Source organism: Salinisphaera sp. SPP-AMP-43, from assembly GCF_049568105.1.
Taxonomy (GTDB): Bacteria; Pseudomonadota; Gammaproteobacteria; order Nevskiales; family Salinisphaeraceae; genus Salinisphaera.
Genome location: NZ_CP145335.1, coordinates 3,372,100 through 3,390,264 on the forward strand (window position 1 = coordinate 3,372,100; position 18,165 = coordinate 3,390,264).

Sequence of the window (18,165 nt, forward strand, 5' to 3'; positions counted from 1 at the left end):
GGCCCGGCGTGGTACTCGCCGACGGCCTGCCTTGGGCACGAGCAAAGCAGACGGTGGCTATATCGGCGCGTCGTTCATCGTCGTCATCGGCCGGGCTCTTCGGTTCTACTGCTACCGCACCGCTCGCCGGCATCAGGCGACCCTTGCCCGGCAAGCCTGGCTGTCCGACCAAGTGATACAACAGATCCGGGCGAGAACCGGCGCGATATCTCTTAGCCAAACTGAATCCACGTGGTTTTGAGCGCCGAATAAGTCTCCAATGCATGCAGCGACAGATCGCGGCCAAAACCAGATTGCTTGAAGCCTCCGAACGGCGTCGTCACGCCCAGTGCATCGACCGTATTGACCGATACCGTGCCGGCAACCAGTTCGGCCGAGACACGGTGGGCACGCGCCAGCGACCCGGTCCAGAGCGACGCCGCCAGTCCGTAAACCGTGCGATTGGCCAGTTGCACGGCCTCGGCTTCGCTATCGAACACTTCGACGGTGAGTAGCGGGCCGAAAATTTCTTCATGCAACAGCGCATGCTCGCTGGGCAGATTGCCAATGACGGTCGGCTCAAGAAAGGCATCGGACGCGCCGTCGATCTTCGGCTGGCCGCCGCCATGCAACAGGCGGCCATCGGCACGGCCTTGTTCGATCGCCTGCCGAACCTTGCTCGCATGCGCATCACTGACCAGCGCACCGGTACGGCTGTTTGGATCCAGAGGATCGCCCGGGGCATAGGCTTGGCTCGCCTCGCACAGTAAGCCGATGAACTCGTCGTGGATTGAACGCTCGACCAGCAACCGGCAATTGGCTGAACAGACTTGGCCAAGATTGTAGAACGCCCCGGCCGCAGCCATTTCGGCAGCATGCTTGAGGTCGTCGGTATCGGCAAAGACCACGTTCGCGGTTTTGCCCCCGGCTTCGAGGCTGAGCCGCTTCATGTTCGACTGGCCGGAATATTCGAGCAACCGCTTGGCCACGGCGGTCGAACCGGTAAAGCTCAACACATCGACATCAGGATGCCGGCCCAGGGCTTCCCCGACCACGGCCTCGCCGGGCAGTACATTGAGCACCCCGTCCGGCAGACCCGCCTCGATCGCCAGCTCGGCCAGACGCAGTACCGATAATGAGGCCTGGGGCGCCGGTTTATGGACCACGCTGTTGCCCATGGCCAGTGCCGGCGCGATCTTCCAAGCCGCAATTTCCAGCGGATAGTTCCAGGGCGTGATCGCGGCCACGACGCCCAGCGGCTCGCGGGTGACCAGCGCCGTCGAGCCCGGCGCGGTCGATGGGATTTCGTCGGCCTGTTTGTCGATCGCTTCGGCATACCAGCGAAAAGTGCCGGCCGTACCCGGCACATCGACCGACAGGGCCTCGGTGATCGGCTTGCCCATTTCCAGGCTGTCGAGCAACGCGAGCTCGTCTCGATGCGCTTCAACTAGATCTGCCAGCCTCAGTAGTACACTCTTGCGCGCTTCGGCGCTCTGGCCCGTCCAGCGACGATCCATAAAAGCCGCTTTAGCGACCGCCACGGCATGATCGACATCGACCGCTTCCGCGGCCGCAATCTCGACCAGCGCGGCCCCGGTCGCCGGATTGATGCTGGTCAAGGTTTTCTTGTTCACGGTTTGGTGCCGGTGTCCGTCAACGAACGCACGCCCGTCGAACGCCTGCTGCTCGGCACGGCGATGCCAGTCGGCGGTCGTGGTTTCAGTCCACTGATCCATAGGTGATTCCTTTTATGATCGGCATGCTTGGGCCAGCCACGGTCCGGCCCGGGCATGCATAGAGGCGAGTCAGTCGCGGCTGCACGCCGCGACCTCAGTCCGGTTTGCCAAGACGTGGTTTTAGGCGCGCGCGCCCTGCTCGGCGAGCATCATCTGGGCGGCCTTGGCCGCGATCATCATGGTCGGCGCGTTGGTATTGCCGCTGATGATGGTCGGCATGATCGACGCATCGGCCACGCGCAGGTTGGCCAGGCCACGCACCTTGAGCTCGGGCGTAACCACGGACTCATCGTCGGCGCCCATGCGACAGGTGCCGACCGGATGGAATACCGTGTTGCAGTACTGCTTCAGATGCTCGGCGATTTCGGCATCCGACTGGACCTCGGGGCCGGGCAGCATCTCGCGCCCCCGAATCTGATCGAACACACTGGTAGACAGTATGCCGCGGGCGATTCGCACCGCCTTGACCATGGCATCCAGATCCGCTTGGCTGGCAAAGAAATTGTAGTCGATATCGACGTTCTTCTTCTGGCCGTCCTTGCGTAGTTTCACGCTACCGGCGCTCTCCGGCCGCAGCAGGCAGGTGTGCAGCGCATAGCCATGCCCGTACTCCACCAGTTTGCCGCGATGGCTGCGATAACCGGGCACGAAATGAAACTGCAGATCCGGCCGCGACAGGCTTTCGTCGCTGCGGACGAAGCCCCCGGCTTCGACATAGTTGGTCGTCAACAAACCCAGTCGACGCGCCAGATAACGAAACGGCGCCATCAGCAATTCCGGAAGCGTGCCCAGCGAAATGCCCAGCGACTTGCGGCTGGCCGAACGCGTCGTGACCAGCACATCGACATGATCCTGGAGATTCTTGCCCACCGACGGCAGATGCTGTTTGACCGGCACATCGCAGTCCTCCAGCTCGCTGCGATCGCCAATGCCAGAGGCCATGAGGATCTGTGGTGAGCCGATCGCCCCGGCCGCCAGAACCACTTCGCCGCGACAGGCGATGGTCTTGCTCTGGCCCTCGGTTTCAAGCGTGACCCCGGTGACACGCGGCCCGTCGATCTCGAGTTTGCGCACATCGCAGCCGGTCAAAATATCCAGATTGGGGCGCTGTCTCACCGGGTGCAAAAAAGCCCGATAGCTGCTCAGCCGCTGGCCGTTGTGCTGGGTGACATCGTACAGTCCGACGCCCTCCTGACGCTCGCCGTTGAAATCACTATTGCGCGGATAACCGCAGGCTTCGGCCGCCCGGAGGAAATATTCGGATATGCCGTTCGGGTCACGCTGTCGATTGACCTCGAGCTCACCTTCCGTGCCGTGATAGCGCCGGTCCTGGCCGATGGCGTTGTTTTCCAGCTTCTTGAAAATCGGCAACACGTCATCGAAAGCCCAACCCGTGCAGCCCAGCGCGGCCCATTCGTCGTAGTCTTCTTTCTGGCCGCGGATATAGATCATGCTGTTCATGGAGCTCGAGCCACCCAGCATCTTTCCGCGTGGACAGCCGATCTGACGGCCATTCATATGCTTCTGCGGCAGACTTTCGAACAGATAATTACGCTTTTTGTCCTCGTACAGCATCAACAGGCCGGCCGGCACATGAATCTGCGGTGCCTTGTCGCTGCCGCCGGCCTCGAGCAAGCACACCCGATTGGCCGGATTCTCGCTCAGACGGTTGGCCAGCACGCAGCCGGCTGCGCCGCCGCCGATGACCACATAATCGTAGGTATCCCGTTGTTCACTCATCGCTCGCCTCACCTGGGTTCAAATCACTTCGAGACCGAATACGAAGCGCTGGCGCCCAGGCCCGGCTTCGAGCTGATCAGATAGTAGAGGATGGAAGTCAGCACCAGCCCTACGATCCACGACACGTCGGTATCGTCCAGCAGTGCGACCATCGGGCCGGTGTAGAGATCGGTCTTGAGGAATGGAATCTGCAGTGCCAGCCCCACGAAATATGAGATCAGCGCCGGCATGCTCCATTTGCCGTAGATGCCGCCGTTTCGCTTGAAAAAAGAATCGACATCGTAGGAGCCCCCCTTGACCAGGTAATAATCGACCAGATTGACGGCCGTCCAGGGCGTTATGGTGAAAAAGATCAGGCTGATGACGTTCATCAGCATGCTGAGGAAATTGTCATGTCCGGCATAGCCGACCACGAAGGCGATGCTGCCCAGCACGATCGCATACCACGTACGGGCCTTCGCACCGGGAATAAAATCTTCCTTGAACGTCTGGACCGCAGTGATCGAGCACAGCACCGCGCCGTAAAGATTCACGGCATTGCTGAAACTCGTGGTGATGGTCGCACTCCACAGCAAATAAGCGCCGGCCGGCCCCAGCAGCAAGCTGATCCCCGAGATGATGTCATTGCCCTGGATACAACTGCCAACCAGAATCCCGAACGTCATGGGCAGCATGCTGCCGATCACCACGCCGGTATAAGTCGCCCAGAACGCCGGCTTATTACCGGTGCCCTGCGGCAGATAGCGGGAATAATCCGAGACATAGGGGGCAAAGGCCACGACCCACAGCGCAGCGGCCGTAACCGTGCCGGTGAAGCCGGCAATCGTGAACTCACCCTGGCTGAATGTAGCCGCAGTGACATGGCCGCCATAAAAGATCATGACGATCGCCCAGACGAAACCAAGGCCAACCAGGATCGCGCCGACCTTCATCATGAAGTGAATGGCCCGGTACCCGAAGATCACGACCAAAACATTGGCCGCTGTCAGCAGGAGTATCCCCTGCCATGTGGCCATACCAGGCACCAGATTGCTGAAAGCCAGCCCCGAGGCCACCAGGTTCGACGCCAGCCAACCCATATAGATCACGACCACGAGTACCGTGATGATGAACGAACCATAGGAGCCGAACTGGCCACGGGATTGGATCATTTGGGGAACGCCCAAATGCGGCCCCTGGGCCGAATGCAGCGCCATCGCCAAGCCACCGACCAGGCAGCCAATGCACAAGGCGACGAAAGCATCCACCAACGGCAGATTGAAAACCGTAGTTCCTAGGCCACCGGTAATCGCTGTCAGCAACAACATATTCACGCCGACCCAAACCGCGAATAGATCGCTGGGCTTGCCATGTCGTTTATGCGGAGGGATAACCCCTATCGTTTCGGTTTCCAAGACTTTTTTCATGACCAAACTCTAAGATACTGAGTTTAAGGCTCGCCTTGGACCTCCCTTCAGCCGATTAAACGTACATTGGCTGAAATTAGAGAGAGAAATCACCCAGACCAAGCCCACGATTTAGAATGGTTTTCTATCGCGGCTATTCATATGTATTGCGCATCGTCTTATGAATGCGCCTATATTTTTTTTGTCTTTCCCCGCCCCTCTGTCAGCCCATTTTTTACTGAACGAGGTGCCGACTGCGGACCGATTCAACGGTAGCCGGGGGCGAGCAGCAGATAAAATATTATTAGGCTAATTACTGGTTTAGTTTTTCTGATCCAACACCACTTCCGCAGGGTTCAGGCAAGGCCAGCGGCTTAGGCTTGAGCGCTTATTTATACCTTCGCTGTGAACCGTGGCCGGAGTCCAAGGCCCACCCGATAACGCCGAGCCCAGCTGTAAAATTGCGACCTAAAGGGCTTCGCCGGGCAAGCGCATCGCCAGCGCCTCGGCCGCGCGCTGTTTCGGCCGAGGGGATCATATGTTTTTGGCCGGCCAGCGCGAAAGCCGATTGAGAGCACGGTGATCGCCTGCAACACACGGCGCTATCGTCGCCCGGGTGCTTGCTTTAACCCGCCAATTCCCCCAATATTTGCCGACGGTGATGCAAGTCCCTGTGCGGCAGTAGCTCAGTTGGTAGAGCGCGACCCTCCCACGGTCGAGGTCGCGAGTTCGAATCTCGTCTGCCGCTCCACCTTTTCTATCGCCGGTTGGCTAGCCACGCGATTTGAGCAGCTTATTCTCTCGTAGTGCCGCAACGATGGCCTTGGCGAGCGTCTTGGCTCTTGCTGTTGCCGACCGTCGGCGAGCGTTTTTTCCTTCGATCGCCAGACGTGCAATCACCTCTTGGCTGGCCGTATCGACGACACTGATGCGATAACCGGGCCGCCCCCCGGCCAAAATACGCCGGGATGTGGCCGCAGGGTCTGCCAGTTCGATCAGAATCACGGCCTGGGCACCACTAGCGAGCGCGGCCCGGTGGCGGCTGGCGGCATTTTGGGAGCGGGTTGGCGGCGCCGCATCCAGCATGGTCTCGCAGGCATGGCGAGTATCGTGCAGCCGATCACACAGAGCGCTTTCGAATGCGCCTTCGACCCCCAGATCACTGAAAGCCGCATAGGCCATAAAACCGTCGTAACGCGGCTGCTCAGCGGTCGATGAAACAAAGCTCTGAGTCGGCAGGCCGGCACAGCCGCTAGCGAGCAATAACAGTCCGATCACAGCGATCGCGAGCGCACCGCGCCCGATTCGCGCCGGGACATAGCAAACACTATTCATCATGGGCGCACAGGCTAGCCGCTGGTCGCGCCGGCCGCCAGCCTTGTGCTATGAATCGACAAGCGAGTCAGTCGCGTTCGGCCGCGGCCGGAAGCCGTTCGGCCAACGCCTCGAGTTGCTCGCGTCCGACGATGTCGCGCGCACTCTGGGCGACTTCGATAAGACGGTGATCGGCAAAACGGGTCCGTATTTCGGCCAGATATTCGTTCTGCTGGGCGACCCGTTCAGCCACGAAGGCACTGTCGGTATCGGCCGGCCAGAGCCGATTGACGAACACATCGCCGATTGGAATGTGGGCGCTTCCCAGCTGTTCGATCAGCCGCGCGGTCTCTTCAATCGGCAGTCGTTCGGCGAGCATCACCGGCTGGAACACGGTTTCGGCATGCAGTCGATGACGAGCCCGGGCAAAACGATCGGCCCGCTGACGCAGGCGTGACAAGACTCGATCGTCGCGATCCGATTCAGCCACGCCCGCCATGCTCCGCCACATCCCCTGGAGCTTGTTGACCTTGGCCCGTTGGCTGGCCAGGCCCTCTACCCAGGCCGACAGCATCGAGGGCAAGGTCAGCAGACGTAAGGTATGGCCGGTGGGCGCGGTATCGAACACGATCCGGTCGAACTCGCCGGGGGCAGCGTCCATGAGATGGGTGAAGCGATCGAACAGCGCCGATTCGGCCGTACCCGGAGCCTGCACGGCCAGGTCGAGATGGCGATCCAGTGCCGGTAACACCGCTTTCGATACCGCCTCGCGGGCATCTTCGCGGATCGACTCGACATAGGCCCTGGCATCGGCCTCTGGGTCGATTTCCATGGCCCAGAGCTTGTCACCCGCGGCCATCGGTTCGGGGCCCAACTCGGTTTCCAGCAGATCGGCCACCGAATGCGCCGGATCGGTAGAGACCAACAGCGTGCGCTGGCCGGCGGCTGCCAGCCGCAGGGCATGGGCCGAGGCCAGCGTGGTCTTGCCGACCCCGCCCTTGCCGCCGAACAGATAAAAGCGCGTGGGCACATCGTGCAGGTGAGCGTGTTCGTTCGTCATGGCCTTAGCAGCAGACGCCGGCTTCCGGGAACGTCTCCATACCCATGCGCTGGTGCCAATGATGAAAAGCCTCGATCAGATCCGGGTAGAGCTCGAGCGCATAGTAGTCGGCCGGGCCGGGAATGCCGAGCGCTTCCAGAAACAGCAGTGCCACGAGCACGTCTTCTTCATTACGGGCCTCGCGTGCGATCCCTGATCGCCAGGGCGCCATGAACAGCTCGTCGTGATAATCGTTAACGCGCTGCCAGAGACGCTGGACGCGGTTACCAGATTGCTCGTCGGACATAACCTCGACTATGCCAGATTCAGGCCGCCGCAACCGGCCGGTCAAGCCGCGCCAAGACCATGGCCACGATCTGCTCGGGCTCGGGCAGATGGCCCGAACACAGGGTGTCGCCATCGAGCACGACAGCCGCCGGCGCACCCGCCTGAGCCAGCGTGCGCAGCGTCGCGATCACACCGGCGCCGCGGGCTCGCGCAGCCCGCCAGAGCGCTGGATACAGCCACACCGTGTTGCGCGGATCGACCACGATCAACTCCAGCCCGGGTGCCTGTTCGGCCAGCTCGCGATAGACCACGCCCAGGCGGTCCATGACTGCACGTGTATGGCCGTAGTCGGCTGCGCCGCCGAAACGGGTATGGGCCTCGCCCAGCCGACCACAGCAGCCGGAGCCGCTGTGCTGGGCATCCTGCTCGCGAACGAGCAGCAATTGCTGTCCTGCACCGATCACGAGCGTTCTGCGGCGCCGCCGTTGCGAATCCGCTGGCGTTCGCGATTAAAGGCCGTGAACGCCTCGACCACAAGCCAAGCCGCGAGCACGAAGATCGCGGCATCCAGCGCCAGCAGCAGCCAGTCGCCCTTGGTAAAGAAATCGCCGATGTTTTGCAGCAGCGCCCAAGTGGTCATGAACAATAAAAACACCAGCGGGATGAGCGCGGCCAGCGGATTACGGTTGCGCGCCATGACCCATACCCCGATCACCGACAGCGCCAGACCGGCAGTCAGCTGGTTGGTGGTACCGAACAATGTCCACAGATGGCCAAAGGCAAAGCCCTTGCCGCCAGCATCCTCGCCCCCCGGCACCAGCGCTAGGCCAAGCGGAATCAGCACAGCCAATGTGGTCAGCAGATTCACGCGTCCGACCAGCGCCTTGAAACCGGCCAGTTCACCGATCTCCTGCAGGATATAACGCTGCAGGCGCACGCCGGTATCCATCGTGGTCCCGGCGAAGGTCACCACCACGACTACAGCAAAGGTGGCGCCGAGGCTGGCCGGGATCCCGAGATTGGCAACGAAATGGCCGGTGCCGGTTACGAAGTGGCCAAGCGCCCCGCCCGACGCTGCACCATAGTCGCTGTAGGCCGCCGCCCAGTCGCTTGAGGCACCCAGCCCGGCGGTACAGGCCAGAATCGCAGCCAGGGCCAGCGCCCCCTCGCCCAAAGCGCCGCCGTAGCCGACATAGCGGGCATCGGTTTCGTTATCGAGCTGCTTGGACGTCGTCCCCGAGGCCACCATGCAATGGAAGCCCGAGATCGCCCCACAGGCGATGGTAATAAACAGATACGGGAACCAGTGCGGCGAATCCGCGGCGATATTGCCGTTGACCGCCGGTGCCGCGATATGGTCCCAGCCAACCAGCACGCCGAGAAAGATCACCACCAGTGCGACGATTAACTGCTGGCCGTTGATGTAGTCGCGTGGCTGCAACAAAATCCAGACCGGCAGCCGCGAGGCGATCCAGGTATAGGCAAAGATCAGCACGATCCAGGTGGTGCGATTGGACAGGCCGATTAAATCGGCCAGACCGTCGACATGGATCGGGAAGGCCTGACCGACCGGGATCGAGGCATACAGAATCAGCAGGCCAATCAGCGATGGAATCAAAATCGCCCGGCCCTGGCGATAAGCCCATTGGCCGATAAAGATCGCGATCGGGATCACCACCAGCGCCGGGATCACCGCGCCCGGATGGGATTGGAACAGAATCGCCATCACCACCCCGAACACTGCGTTCACCAGTGTCAGCAGGAAGAAGATGATCAGCAGAAACAGCGTACTGGCGCGGGCGGTCACGACCTTACCGGACAACGTGCCGATATTCTGGCCACGATTGCGGGCCGAGACCACGATCGAGCCGAAATCGTGTACGCCGGCCGCGAACACAGTGCCGAGCACCACCCAGGTCAGCGCCGGCAGCCACCCCCAATAGACCGCAATCGCAGGCCCCACGATCGGCGCGGCCCCGGCGACCGACGTGAAATGGTGTCCGAGCAGGATCGATTTATTGGTGGGCACGAAGTCCACCCCGTCGCGCATGCTGTGCGCTGGCGTCTGGAACTTCGGATCGAGCGCATAGACCTTCTCGGCCAGATACCTCGAATAGAATCGATAACCTAGATAGAACGCGCCAAGCGCGATCACGATCAGATAGAAAGCCGGCATCTGCTACTCCGCGACGAAGGGGGACGGTCGGTAGTGCAACGGGCTAGCCTAGCAACCGCGATCGCCCCACCGACAGTCGACTAATGTCGGTCTTGTCGAGCGCGCCACGGGTATGGGTTTGGAGTAAGCGCCAGCGGCGCCCGGTGCGCGAACAGCAGGTTCGGCACCACCGGCAAACAGTTGTCGATACGGTGCGATCCAGCCTGCGGCAATGCCGCCGGAAATGAATGACTCGGTTTCAGGGCAGCTGGCCTTTAGCCATGCGTCAGCGACTGCCTGAGGCGCTCGGCTGACGTCGCGTTGGCGCTGCTACGTCAGCCAGCCGATCGCGGCATACTGCAATCCAGACCAAGCAGGCCCGCGTGCCGCGGCTGAGCCGAGTTCCGAGGCCGGCCTTTATCGGTCGGAGCGAAAACGGTTGTTATCGCGATCCGGCGTGGCGGGCCTATGAAGTGAAAAGACGACGCAAAGACCGCGATGCCTCGACTCGAGGCTACGACAGCCGTTGCTGTCGATTCGCAAGCCCGCCGCCTTTGAATCCATCACCGAACGACCACCCGCAGGCACTGCCGAACGCGCCGCATATCGTGTGTCGTAGGACCGGCGAGGTCCGCCGCTATCGGGCGCCGCAGGCCGCGCAGTTCGAATGGGCTGGCAGGGTTAATGTTCGCCAGCGCTGGGTTCGTAGATCCACACTCAACAGCTTGCCGACCAGCGTGTCGTTCATGCCGACGAGGAGTTTGATCGCCTCCAGCGCCTGCAGCGTGCCGATCAGTCCGGGCACGGCGCCAAGTACACCGGCCTCGGCACAGGTCGGGGCCGAGCCTTCCGGGGGCGCTTCGGCGAACAGACAGCGATAACAAGGCTGACCGCCGGCCGGAAACACGCCCACCTGGCCGGTAAAGCGCTCGACCGCGCCATAGACCAATGGAATACCTGCCGCGACACAGGCATCGTTGATCGCATAGCGGGCAGTAAAATTATCCGAGCCGTCGATCACCAAATCGTGGCCGGCGACCAGTTCGGCAGCATTGTCGGCGCTTACCCGGGCCTCGATCGGCACGACTTCGATCGCCGGATTGAGGGCCGTCAGCGTGGCTTGGGCCGAGCGAACCTTGGGCTGGCCGACGCTGGCATCGCGATGCAGGATCTGGCGATGCAGATTGGAACGATCGACGGTGTCGTGATCGACGATCGACAGCCGCCCGATGCCGGCTGCGGCCAGATACAGTGCTGCCGGGCTGCCCAGTCCGCCGGCGCCAATCACCAGCACTCGGGCATCGCGCAGTTTAGTTTGCCCCACCTCGCCGACTTCCGGCAGGGTCAGCTGGCGGGCATAGCGGGCCCGGTCGGAGGCCTCGAGCATGGCCGGCGTCTCGAAGGCCAGGCCGGCGTCTTTCCAGCCGTCGAAGCCGCCGGCTACCGAGCGCACATCGGTATAGCCGAGCTGGCGCAGCTGATCGGCGGCCAGCAGCGAGCGCGCCCCGGAGGCACACAGCAGCAGGATCGCGTCCTCGGCGCCCGCACCTTCGGATTCCAGCCGCATTTCCAAAAAACCGCGGCCGAGCGGCTTGGCACCGACCGGGGTGCCCTGGGCAATCTCGTCGGCTTCGCGAATATCGATCAGCCAGGCGCCGGCCTCGGCTAGCCGCTGGGCCTCGACCGGATCCAGCGGCGGAATCGCGTCGCGCAGCGCGGCCAAACGTTCACGAATAGACACACTCATGAGCTTCGGCCCTCCTCGAGCCGCTCGTTCTCGGCGGAATCCAGCGCGTCGAGACCGGTTTCGTCGCCGCCGTCTTCGCTGGCCGCGGCCCGGTCGGCACCGAGTTGGGATTGCTCGCGCCACTGCTTGGGCGCGGTCTTGGAAGTATTGGCCCCCATCGCTCTTAGCATCTCGGCTTGGCGCACCAGATTGCCACGTCCGTCGACCAGCTTGCTGCGGGCATCGTCGAAGGATTTGTTCACGGTATCCAGATTGCGCGAGACCTTATCCAGATCGCCCAGGAAACCGACGAACTTGTCGTAGAGCGTGCCGGCCCGAGCCGCGATCGCCTCGGCGTTTTTTTCTTGTTTATCCAGCCGCCAGAGGTTTTCTACTGCCCGCAGCATCGGCATCAGCGTGGTCGGCGAGACCAGGGCGATATTGTAATCGAGCGCTTCGCGCTGCAGCCCGAAATCGCCGCGCAGGGCTTCGACATAGGCGGCCTCGGAGGGAATGAACATAAACACATAATCCAGGGTCCGGATCGCATCGATCCCCTGGTAGTTCTTTTCCGACAGACCTTTGAGATGCCGGCGCACGGAGCCGATATGCTCGTTCAGAGCGATCCGGCGGGCGTCTTCGTCCTCGGCTTCCTGGACCCGCAAATAGGCGGTCAACGAGACCTTGGAATCGATCACCAGCGAGCGCGATTCCGGCAGATGCACCACCGCATCCGGCAACTGGCGACGCCCATCCTCGGTGGTGGCCGCGAACTGGGTTTCATACTGGCTGCCCGACTCGAGCCCGGAGCGTTCCAATACCGTCTCCAGTATCATTTCGCCCCAGTTGCCCTGGGTCTTGGATTCGCCCCGCAGCGCCTTGGTGAGATTGGTCGCATCCTCGGCGATCGCCTTGTTGGATTCTTCCAGCATCTTGATCTGCTGGGCCAGCGCCGAGCGTTGCCGGTTTTCGGCGTCGTAGGCTTCCTTGACCTGTTTTTCAAAGCGGCCGATATGCTCGCGCAGCGGATTAATCAATGGCTCGAGGCTGGCCTTGCTGGATTCGGTGAACGCCCGGCTCTTTTCGTCGAGAATTTCCTGGGACAGGGTTTTGAACTGCTGGGTGAGTTGTTCCCGGGCCTCGGTCACCGTCTTGAGCTTGTCTTCGGCATGCGCCTTCTCGGCGGCCAGGCGCTCTTCCAGGCGTGCGTTATCGCTGTGGGCGGCCGCCAGTTCGGTCCGAGCGTCATCCAGCGCCTCGCCCCGGGCGTCGTGATCACGCTCCAGGGCGTCGAGTTTCGACACCAGACCAGCGCGCGCCGCCCGCCCGGACAGCGTGGCGAACACCGCGCCCAAAGCAGCGCCGATCACCAGCGCGACAGTGGTGATGAATAAGGCCTCGGAATTCATGACGGACCGATTGAGGCAGCCGGACGGCCGCAGACATAAACCCATAGTGTAACGCTGGCGCCAACAACCGGCCCCGGCCGGCGTACAATGCCCGGCTGATCACCCTGTTTTATGCCACTGCGAGCGCCCATGCTGCTGCAACTTCGTGAACTCCGTCTGGCCTATGGCGTCGACGCCCTGCTGGACGACGCCGAACTGTCGATCGCCGCCGGTGAGCGGGTCGCCCTGGTCGGGCGCAACGGCACCGGCAAGTCCACGCTGATGCGTATCGTCTCCGGTGAGATCGAGCCGGATCACGTCAAACGCGAAGCCAAGCCAGGGATCCGCATCGCGCGTCTGGAACAGGAAGTGCCCGCCGCCACCCACGGCAGCGTCTATGAAGTGGCCGCGGCCGGGCTCGGCGACGCCGGTACCGCTGTGGCTCGCTTCCACGATCTGGCTGCTCGGCTGTCGGCCGGCGAAGATGTGATGGATGCGTTTTCCAAGGCCCAGGCCCAGGTGGAAGCCGTGGACGGCTGGACGCTCGGCCAGCAGGTCGAGGCCACGCTGTCGCGGCTCAAGCTCGATCCCGATGCCGACTTCGAGGCGCTTTCGGGGGGTCAGAAGCGCCGGGTACTGTTGGCCCGGGCTCTGGTCTGCGACCCGGATCTGTTGCTGCTCGACGAGCCGACCAACCATCTGGATATCGCGGCCATCGCCCATCTCGAGGAGATGCTGCTGAACTGGAACGGCGCGTTGCTGTTCATCACCCACGACCGTGCCTTCCTGCGCAATCTGGCCACCCGGATCATCGATCTGGATCGTGGCCGGCTGACCTCCTGGCCGGGAAACTACGACAAATTCCTCGAAGGCAAAGACAAGATGCTGGCCGACGAGGAAAAAGCCAACGCCGAGTTCGACAAGAAACTGGCTCAGGAAGAAGCCTGGATCCGCCAGGGCATCAAGGCCCGGCGGACCCGCAACGAAGGCCGGGTCCGGGCGCTCAAGGCGATGCGCAACGACCGCGCCCAGCGCCGCGAGCGTACCGGCACCGCCAATATCGTGACCCAGGATGCTGCCCGCTCCGGCAAGAACGTGATCGTGGCCGAAAAACTGTCCTATGCCTGGGACGACAAGCCGATCGTGGATAACCTGACCACGACCATCCAGCGCGGCGACAAGGTCGGCATCATTGGCCCGAACGGTGCCGGCAAGACCACGCTGATCCGGTTGCTGCTCGGCCAGCTCGAACCGGATGCCGGTACGATCAAGCTCGGCACCAATCTAGATATCGCCCACTTCGACCAGCACCGGGCCGCGCTGGACGACAATATCAGCGTACTGGACAACGTGGCCGGCGGCCGCTCGTCGGTGACCATCAACGGCCAGGATCGCCATATCATGAGCTATATGGGCGATTTCCTGTTCTCGCCCAAGCGCGCCCGCAGCCCAACGCATGTGCTGTCCGGCGGCGAACGCAACCGGCTGCTGCTGGCCAAGCTGTTCACCCGGCCGGCCAATCTGCTGGTGATGGACGAACCGACCAACGATCTGGACGTCGAAACCCTGGAACTGCTCGAAGAACGGCTGATCGATTTCGACGGCACGCTGCTGCTCGTCTCCCATGACCGGGCCTTTATCGACAACGTCGTGACCAGTTCGCTGGTCATGGAAGGCGACGGCCGGGTCAACGAATACGTCGGCGGCTATTCGGACTATCTGCGCCAGCGCCCGGCTGATCCGGCGCCCAGGGCGCCGAAAAAAGACAGGCCTGCCGCCGCAGCGACAGCCAAGCCGAAAACCGAAACCGCACTATCGAGCGCCGAGCGCAAGGAACTGCGCGATCTGCCCAACCGGATCGACAAGCTGGAAAAGGATCTGGCCAAGCGCGAAGCGGTGTTCGCCGAGCCCGGCTTCTACGATCGCGAGCCGGCCGACATTGAAAAGGCCACCAATGCCTTTGCGGCGGCCGAATCCGAGCTCGAAAAGGCGCTGGAGCGCTGGGAGGCCCTCGAAGCCAAGCAGAGCTGAACAGGCGCCTTCATCGCGGCTCTGCACCCGGTTGACCGACCCACCGGGTGCAGCTGCTAAGGTGCCGTATCTCAACCGTTATGGAAATCGCCATGAGCACCGCCCTGATCGCCCTGGATTTCATCAACGACATCGTGCATCCGGACAGCCCGATGGCCGGTGCAGCCGCCCAGGTCGCCGAGCGCGGTGTGATCGACAACGCCAATACCGCACTCGCCCATGCCCGCGCCAACGACTGGCTGGTGGTGCTGGTCAAGGTAGGCTTCGGCCCCGGCTATACCGAGTGCCCGAAGCATTCGCCGCTGTTCGGCGCAGCCAAGGACAACGGCGTGCTGCAGCTCGGCACCTGGGGCACGGAGTTCCACGAGAACCTGGATGCGACGCCGGCCAATGCCGAACGCGAGTTCGTGGTCGAAAAACCACGGGTCAATGCCTTCTATGCGACCCCGCTGGAAGCCGTACTGCGGGCCAATGCCATCGACACGCTCTATCTGTGCGGGGTCTCCACGAGCTGGGCCGTGCAGTCGACTGCCCGAGACGGCCACGATCGCGATTTCCGGATTCGCGTGATTGAAGATGCCTGTGCCACCGACGACATCGAGGACCACAAGGCCTCGATCAACCAGCTATCGCGCATTGGCGATATCGTCACCACCGGCACTCTCTAGCCCGTTTGCGGCCGGTGCTCTCAAGCGCCGGCCGCGTGGATTTATACTGCCGCTATGGCCTTGCCTTAGCTGACCGGCGCCCAAAGCCCCGACCGAATTCGGCGCTAATGCTGGCGCTTTCGAGACCGGAGCGCACTCGCCGTGTTGACCGCACGTCGTAAACCGGCGGGCCGCGCCCGAGCCGCGGCTGTCTACCCCGGCCAAATCGAGGGACTAAGATCTGGCCAGCGCCAACCACGCGTGTTGCCACAAGCGAGAACGCGCGCCGATCACTTCTGGCGCGAATAGTTCGAGCTGACGTCCGGGACGCCGATCGCCGGGGCCCACCGGCCAGTCCCGGCCGCCCAGCTACGAATCGGTTTCGGCGGGCTTGTTCGCTTCAACCTCGATCGCCAGCTCGACCCGATCGCCGACCAACTTCGGATAGGCATTCATGCCGAAATCGCTGCGCTGGATTTCGGTACTCGCAGTAAAGCCACAGGTGTAGCGGCTTTTATCCAGCGGGTTGACCCGGCAGGCGATATGATCGACGTCGAGGGTCACCGGCCGGGTCTGGCCGTGCAGCGTGAGTCGGCCTTCGAGCGTGGCCTCGCTCGGATCGTCGTCGTCGATCTCGAGGGCTGTCGATTCGAACTGGATCTTCGGATATTTCTCGACGTCGAAAAAGCCCGGCATCTCGCGCAGATGCTGATCGCGGGCATCGTCACCGGTATCGACACTGGACGGGTCCAGGCTGACTTTGACCTGGCTCGTCGATAGCGATTCGCCGATCCGAATATGGCCGTCCTGTACGTCCATGCGGCCATGCATGGTCGACAATCCCATATGATCGATCTCGAAATGCGCATAGCTGTGGCTCGGGTCGAGCTTGTAGTCACCGGGGTGCAAGTCGGTCTCGGCCGCATTCGCGACCGCCAGGCCCGACAGCCCCAGCGCGGTGGCCGTCAGACTTACGGCAATGGCTCGTCTACTCATCGATTGCTCCCAAAGGCGTGTTGACGCCGGTCTAAATCACAAATCGCAAGTTATACCACGCCCTCCGTCTGCAACCGCGGGGCCCGCGTAGAATACCGCCAGCAATCATATTCTTGGATTCATGCCCGAAGGCCCGGAAATACGCCGGATGGTCGACGATATTGCCGGCGCCATCGATGACCGCGACGCCCAACAGGTGTTTTTCGCCTTCGAACGCTTCAAAAGCTATGAGACTGCCCTAGCCGGGCGCCGGATCACCGCGGTCGCTGCAAGGGGCAAAGCGGTGCTGGTGTTTTTCGCTGCCCGCGGCGACGATGGCCCATGGTGTGTCTACAGCCATAACCAGCTTTACGGCAAGTGGCGGATCACCCGGGCCAGCACTACGCCCAATACCCGGCGCCAGCTGCGTTTCGCGGTATTCACCAACGACAAGGCAGCCCGTCTGTACAGTGCTTCGGACATCCGCCTCGTGCGCCCCGACGCGCTGAACGAGATCCCCTATCTGGCCAACCTCGGGCCCGACCCGCTCAACGAGCGCGTATGCGCGGACGACCTCGTCGAGCGGTTCTCGGCAGCCCGCTTTGCCGGACGTGGGTTGGGCGGTCTGTTATTGGAACAGGGCTTTATTGCCGGCATCGGCAATTATCTGCGCTCGGAAATTCTGTTCGAAGCCGGCATCGCGCCGAAACAGCGGCCCCGGGATCTCGACAATCAAAAGCGCCAGGAGCTCGCCGAGGCCGTGACTCGCTTGATCCATCGTGCCTATACCACCAAGGGCATCACCAATCCGCCAGAGCGCGCCGAACGCCTGAAAGCCGAAGGCCTGTCCTTCGGTCGGCGCCGGCATATGGTGTTCGGCCGGGCTGGCGCGGGCTGCTATGTCTGCGCCAGCGCCATCATCAAGATCACGGTCGCCAGCCGCCGGCTGTACTACTGCCCCCACTGCCAGGCGGGCGCCTGAGTCGAACTCGCGCTCAGGCGATCAGCCCGTAGACCAGCCAGCCGCCGAAAGCCGCCGGGAGCAAGCCGAGAATCACCCACAGACCGTCGCGGCCAGCCAGCCCCAGGCTGATCAGCGCAATGCCGCCGCCGGGCGCGGCCGCGGCAAACGGCAGGATTTCCAACGGCGGCATGCACAGAGCCAACACCACGAACAACAAGCCAATCAGGCGCGCCGCCGGGCCTTCCACGAGCCATTGCAGCCGCGGCTTGACCAGCCGATCGAGCCGCTTGGTCCAGGGCCGAATCCGTTTGGCCACCTGGATATACCGGGCGCGACTGATCGACATCTGGCGCAGTTTTTTCGGCAGCCAGGGGCTGCGCTTGCCGAGCACGAGCTGACTCGAGATCAGCACGATCGAGATGCCGCAGACGGTGGGTACACCGGGTACCGCGCCGGTCGGCAAAATAGCGATCAACGACAGCATGAGAGTCAACGGCGCATAGCCGCGCTCGCCAATGGTGGCCAGCACCTCCCCCATGTTGAGTTGATCGCTGTCGCCGCTGGATTCAAGCATTTCCAGCAGTGCTGTGAGCGTGATGCCGCGTTCCACCCGCGCCACCGGTTGTCGTATCAAGCGGCAAACGGTACCACGCTCGGCTGCCCATGAAACCCGTTTATGGCCCAACGACGACCACCTCATGCCTTCGCGCTTGCCACGATCTGGCAACCCCAGAAACCGGCGACGACCGCCTGAGCCGCGATCGAGCAGAGCAGCCAGGCCGCTTCGGTCCCGCTCGA

15 protein-coding genes and 1 tRNA gene are annotated in these 18,165 nt (G+C 62.5%); 4 read left to right on the forward strand and 12 right to left on the reverse strand.

Translation table 11 applies throughout. From position 1 onward, the window contains the following. Positions 1-212 precede the first annotated feature (212 nt). From V5738_RS14445 to V5738_RS14455, 3 genes are all read right to left on the reverse strand, one after another. Positions 213-1,715: an aldehyde dehydrogenase gene (locus tag V5738_RS14445; RefSeq protein WP_423821519.1), complete on the reverse strand. Its 1,503-nt coding sequence runs from the start codon at positions 1,713-1,715 to the stop codon at positions 213-215. Positions 1,716-1,835: 120 nt separating this feature from the next. After that, positions 1,836-3,455: a GMC family oxidoreductase gene (locus V5738_RS14450; protein ID WP_423821520.1), complete on the reverse strand. Its 1,620-nt coding sequence runs from the start codon at positions 3,453-3,455 to the stop codon at positions 1,836-1,838. 23 nt (positions 3,456-3,478) lie between these two features. Further along, positions 3,479-4,861: a purine-cytosine permease family protein gene (locus V5738_RS14455; RefSeq protein ID WP_423821521.1), complete on the reverse strand. Its 1,383-nt coding sequence runs from the start codon at positions 4,859-4,861 to the stop codon at positions 3,479-3,481. A gap of 654 nt (positions 4,862-5,515) precedes the next feature. Here V5738_RS14455 and V5738_RS14460 point away from each other — a divergent pair. After that, positions 5,516-5,591: transfer RNA gene (locus tag V5738_RS14460), tRNA-Gly, on the forward strand. A gap of 20 nt (positions 5,592-5,611) precedes the next feature. Here the strand turns inward: V5738_RS14460 and V5738_RS14465 are convergent. The 7 genes from V5738_RS14465 to V5738_RS14495 form a co-directional block, all read right to left on the reverse strand. Further along, positions 5,612-6,178 (reverse strand): hypothetical protein, encoded by a 567-nt coding sequence (locus V5738_RS14465; RefSeq protein WP_423821522.1) that lies wholly within the window; start codon positions 6,176-6,178, stop codon positions 5,612-5,614. A 64-nt stretch (positions 6,179-6,242) separates the two neighbouring features. Further along, on the reverse strand, positions 6,243-7,214 hold the full coding sequence (locus V5738_RS14470) for an ArsA family ATPase (RefSeq protein WP_423821523.1): 972 nt from the start codon (positions 7,212-7,214) through the stop codon (positions 6,243-6,245). A 4-nt stretch (positions 7,215-7,218) separates the two neighbouring features. After that, entirely contained in the window at positions 7,219-7,500 is a 282-nt protein-coding gene (locus V5738_RS14475; RefSeq protein ID WP_423821524.1) for a cory-CC-star protein, read from the reverse strand. A gap of 19 nt (positions 7,501-7,519) precedes the next feature. Continuing rightward, positions 7,520-7,924 carry a hypothetical protein gene (locus V5738_RS14480; RefSeq protein ID WP_423821525.1) on the reverse strand — a complete coding sequence of 135 codons (405 nt, stop codon included), beginning with the start codon at positions 7,922-7,924 and terminating at the stop codon, positions 7,520-7,522. Positions 7,925-7,941: 17 nt separating this feature from the next. Next, the gene (locus tag V5738_RS14485; RefSeq protein WP_423821526.1) at positions 7,942-9,657 is read right to left on the reverse strand and encodes a carbon starvation CstA family protein; all 1,716 of its coding nucleotides are present in this window, start codon (positions 9,655-9,657) and stop codon (positions 7,942-7,944) included. A gap of 616 nt (positions 9,658-10,273) precedes the next feature. Further along, complete coding sequence (gene moeB / locus V5738_RS14490; protein ID WP_423821527.1) at positions 10,274-11,383, reverse strand: molybdopterin-synthase adenylyltransferase MoeB; 1,110 nt, start codon at positions 11,381-11,383, stop codon at positions 10,274-10,276. Further along, positions 11,380-12,771: a DNA recombination protein RmuC gene (locus V5738_RS14495; RefSeq protein ID WP_423821528.1), complete on the reverse strand. Its 1,392-nt coding sequence runs from the start codon at positions 12,769-12,771 to the stop codon at positions 11,380-11,382. The genes moeB and V5738_RS14495 overlap by 4 nt, the downstream gene beginning before the upstream one ends. A gap of 129 nt (positions 12,772-12,900) precedes the next feature. On the opposite strand from V5738_RS14495, the gene V5738_RS14500 reads away from it, so the two are divergent. Next, complete coding sequence (locus V5738_RS14500; RefSeq protein ID WP_423821529.1) at positions 12,901-14,781, forward strand: ATP-binding cassette domain-containing protein; 1,881 nt, start codon at positions 12,901-12,903, stop codon at positions 14,779-14,781. A 92-nt stretch (positions 14,782-14,873) separates the two neighbouring features. Next, positions 14,874-15,449 (forward strand): cysteine hydrolase family protein, encoded by a 576-nt coding sequence (locus V5738_RS14505; RefSeq protein WP_423821530.1) that lies wholly within the window; start codon positions 14,874-14,876, stop codon positions 15,447-15,449. Positions 15,450-15,797: 348 nt separating this feature from the next. Here V5738_RS14505 and V5738_RS14510 read toward each other — a convergent pair whose 3' ends face one another. Then, entirely contained in the window at positions 15,798-16,424 is a 627-nt protein-coding gene (locus tag V5738_RS14510) for a YceI family protein (RefSeq protein WP_423821531.1), read from the reverse strand. A gap of 121 nt (positions 16,425-16,545) precedes the next feature. Here V5738_RS14510 and nei point away from each other — a divergent pair, with 121 nt between their 5' ends. Further along, positions 16,546-17,385 carry an endonuclease VIII gene (nei, locus tag V5738_RS14515; protein ID WP_423821532.1) on the forward strand — a complete coding sequence of 280 codons (840 nt, stop codon included), beginning with the start codon at positions 16,546-16,548 and terminating at the stop codon, positions 17,383-17,385. Positions 17,386-17,398: 13 nt separating this feature from the next. On the opposite strand, the gene V5738_RS14520 is transcribed toward nei, so the two are convergent. Continuing rightward, positions 17,399-18,001, reverse strand: a complete 603-nt coding sequence (locus V5738_RS14520; RefSeq protein ID WP_423821533.1) for an exopolysaccharide biosynthesis protein — start codon at positions 17,999-18,001, stop codon at positions 17,399-17,401. Positions 18,002-18,165: the final 164 nt, after the last annotated feature.

Bases quoted from the DNA above. Each gene is read 5' to 3' on its own strand.
- moeB (WP_423821527.1), bottom strand. From the start codon at position 11,383: ATGAGTGTGTCTATTCGTGAACGTTTGGCCGCGCTGCGCGACGCGATT.
- V5738_RS14500 (WP_423821529.1), top strand. From the start codon at position 12,901: ATGCTGCTGCAACTTCGTGAACTCCGTCTGGCCTATGGCGTCGACGCC.
- nei (WP_423821532.1), top strand. From the start codon at position 16,546: ATGCCCGAAGGCCCGGAAATACGCCGGATGGTCGACGATATTGCCGGC.
- V5738_RS14450 (WP_423821520.1), bottom strand. From the start codon at position 3,455: ATGAGTGAACAACGGGATACCTACGATTATGTGGTCATCGGCGGCGGC.
- V5738_RS14505 (WP_423821530.1), top strand. From the start codon at position 14,874: ATGAGCACCGCCCTGATCGCCCTGGATTTCATCAACGACATCGTGCAT.
- V5738_RS14510 (WP_423821531.1), bottom strand. From the start codon at position 16,424: ATGAGTAGACGAGCCATTGCCGTAAGTCTGACGGCCACCGCGCTGGGG.
- V5738_RS14465 (WP_423821522.1), bottom strand. From the start codon at position 6,178: ATGATGAATAGTGTTTGCTATGTCCCGGCGCGAATCGGGCGCGGTGCG.
- V5738_RS14470 (WP_423821523.1), bottom strand. From the start codon at position 7,214: ATGACGAACGAACACGCTCACCTGCACGATGTGCCCACGCGCTTTTAT.
- V5738_RS14455 (WP_423821521.1), bottom strand. From the start codon at position 4,861: ATGAAAAAAGTCTTGGAAACCGAAACGATAGGGGTTATCCCTCCGCAT.
- V5738_RS14445 (WP_423821519.1), bottom strand. From the start codon at position 1,715: ATGGATCAGTGGACTGAAACCACGACCGCCGACTGGCATCGCCGTGCC.
- V5738_RS14485 (WP_423821526.1), bottom strand. From the start codon at position 9,657: ATGCCGGCTTTCTATCTGATCGTGATCGCGCTTGGCGCGTTCTATCTA.
- V5738_RS14495 (WP_423821528.1), bottom strand. From the start codon at position 12,771: ATGAATTCCGAGGCCTTATTCATCACCACTGTCGCGCTGGTGATCGGC.
- V5738_RS14475 (WP_423821524.1), bottom strand. From the start codon at position 7,500: ATGTCCGACGAGCAATCTGGTAACCGCGTCCAGCGTCTCTGGCAGCGC.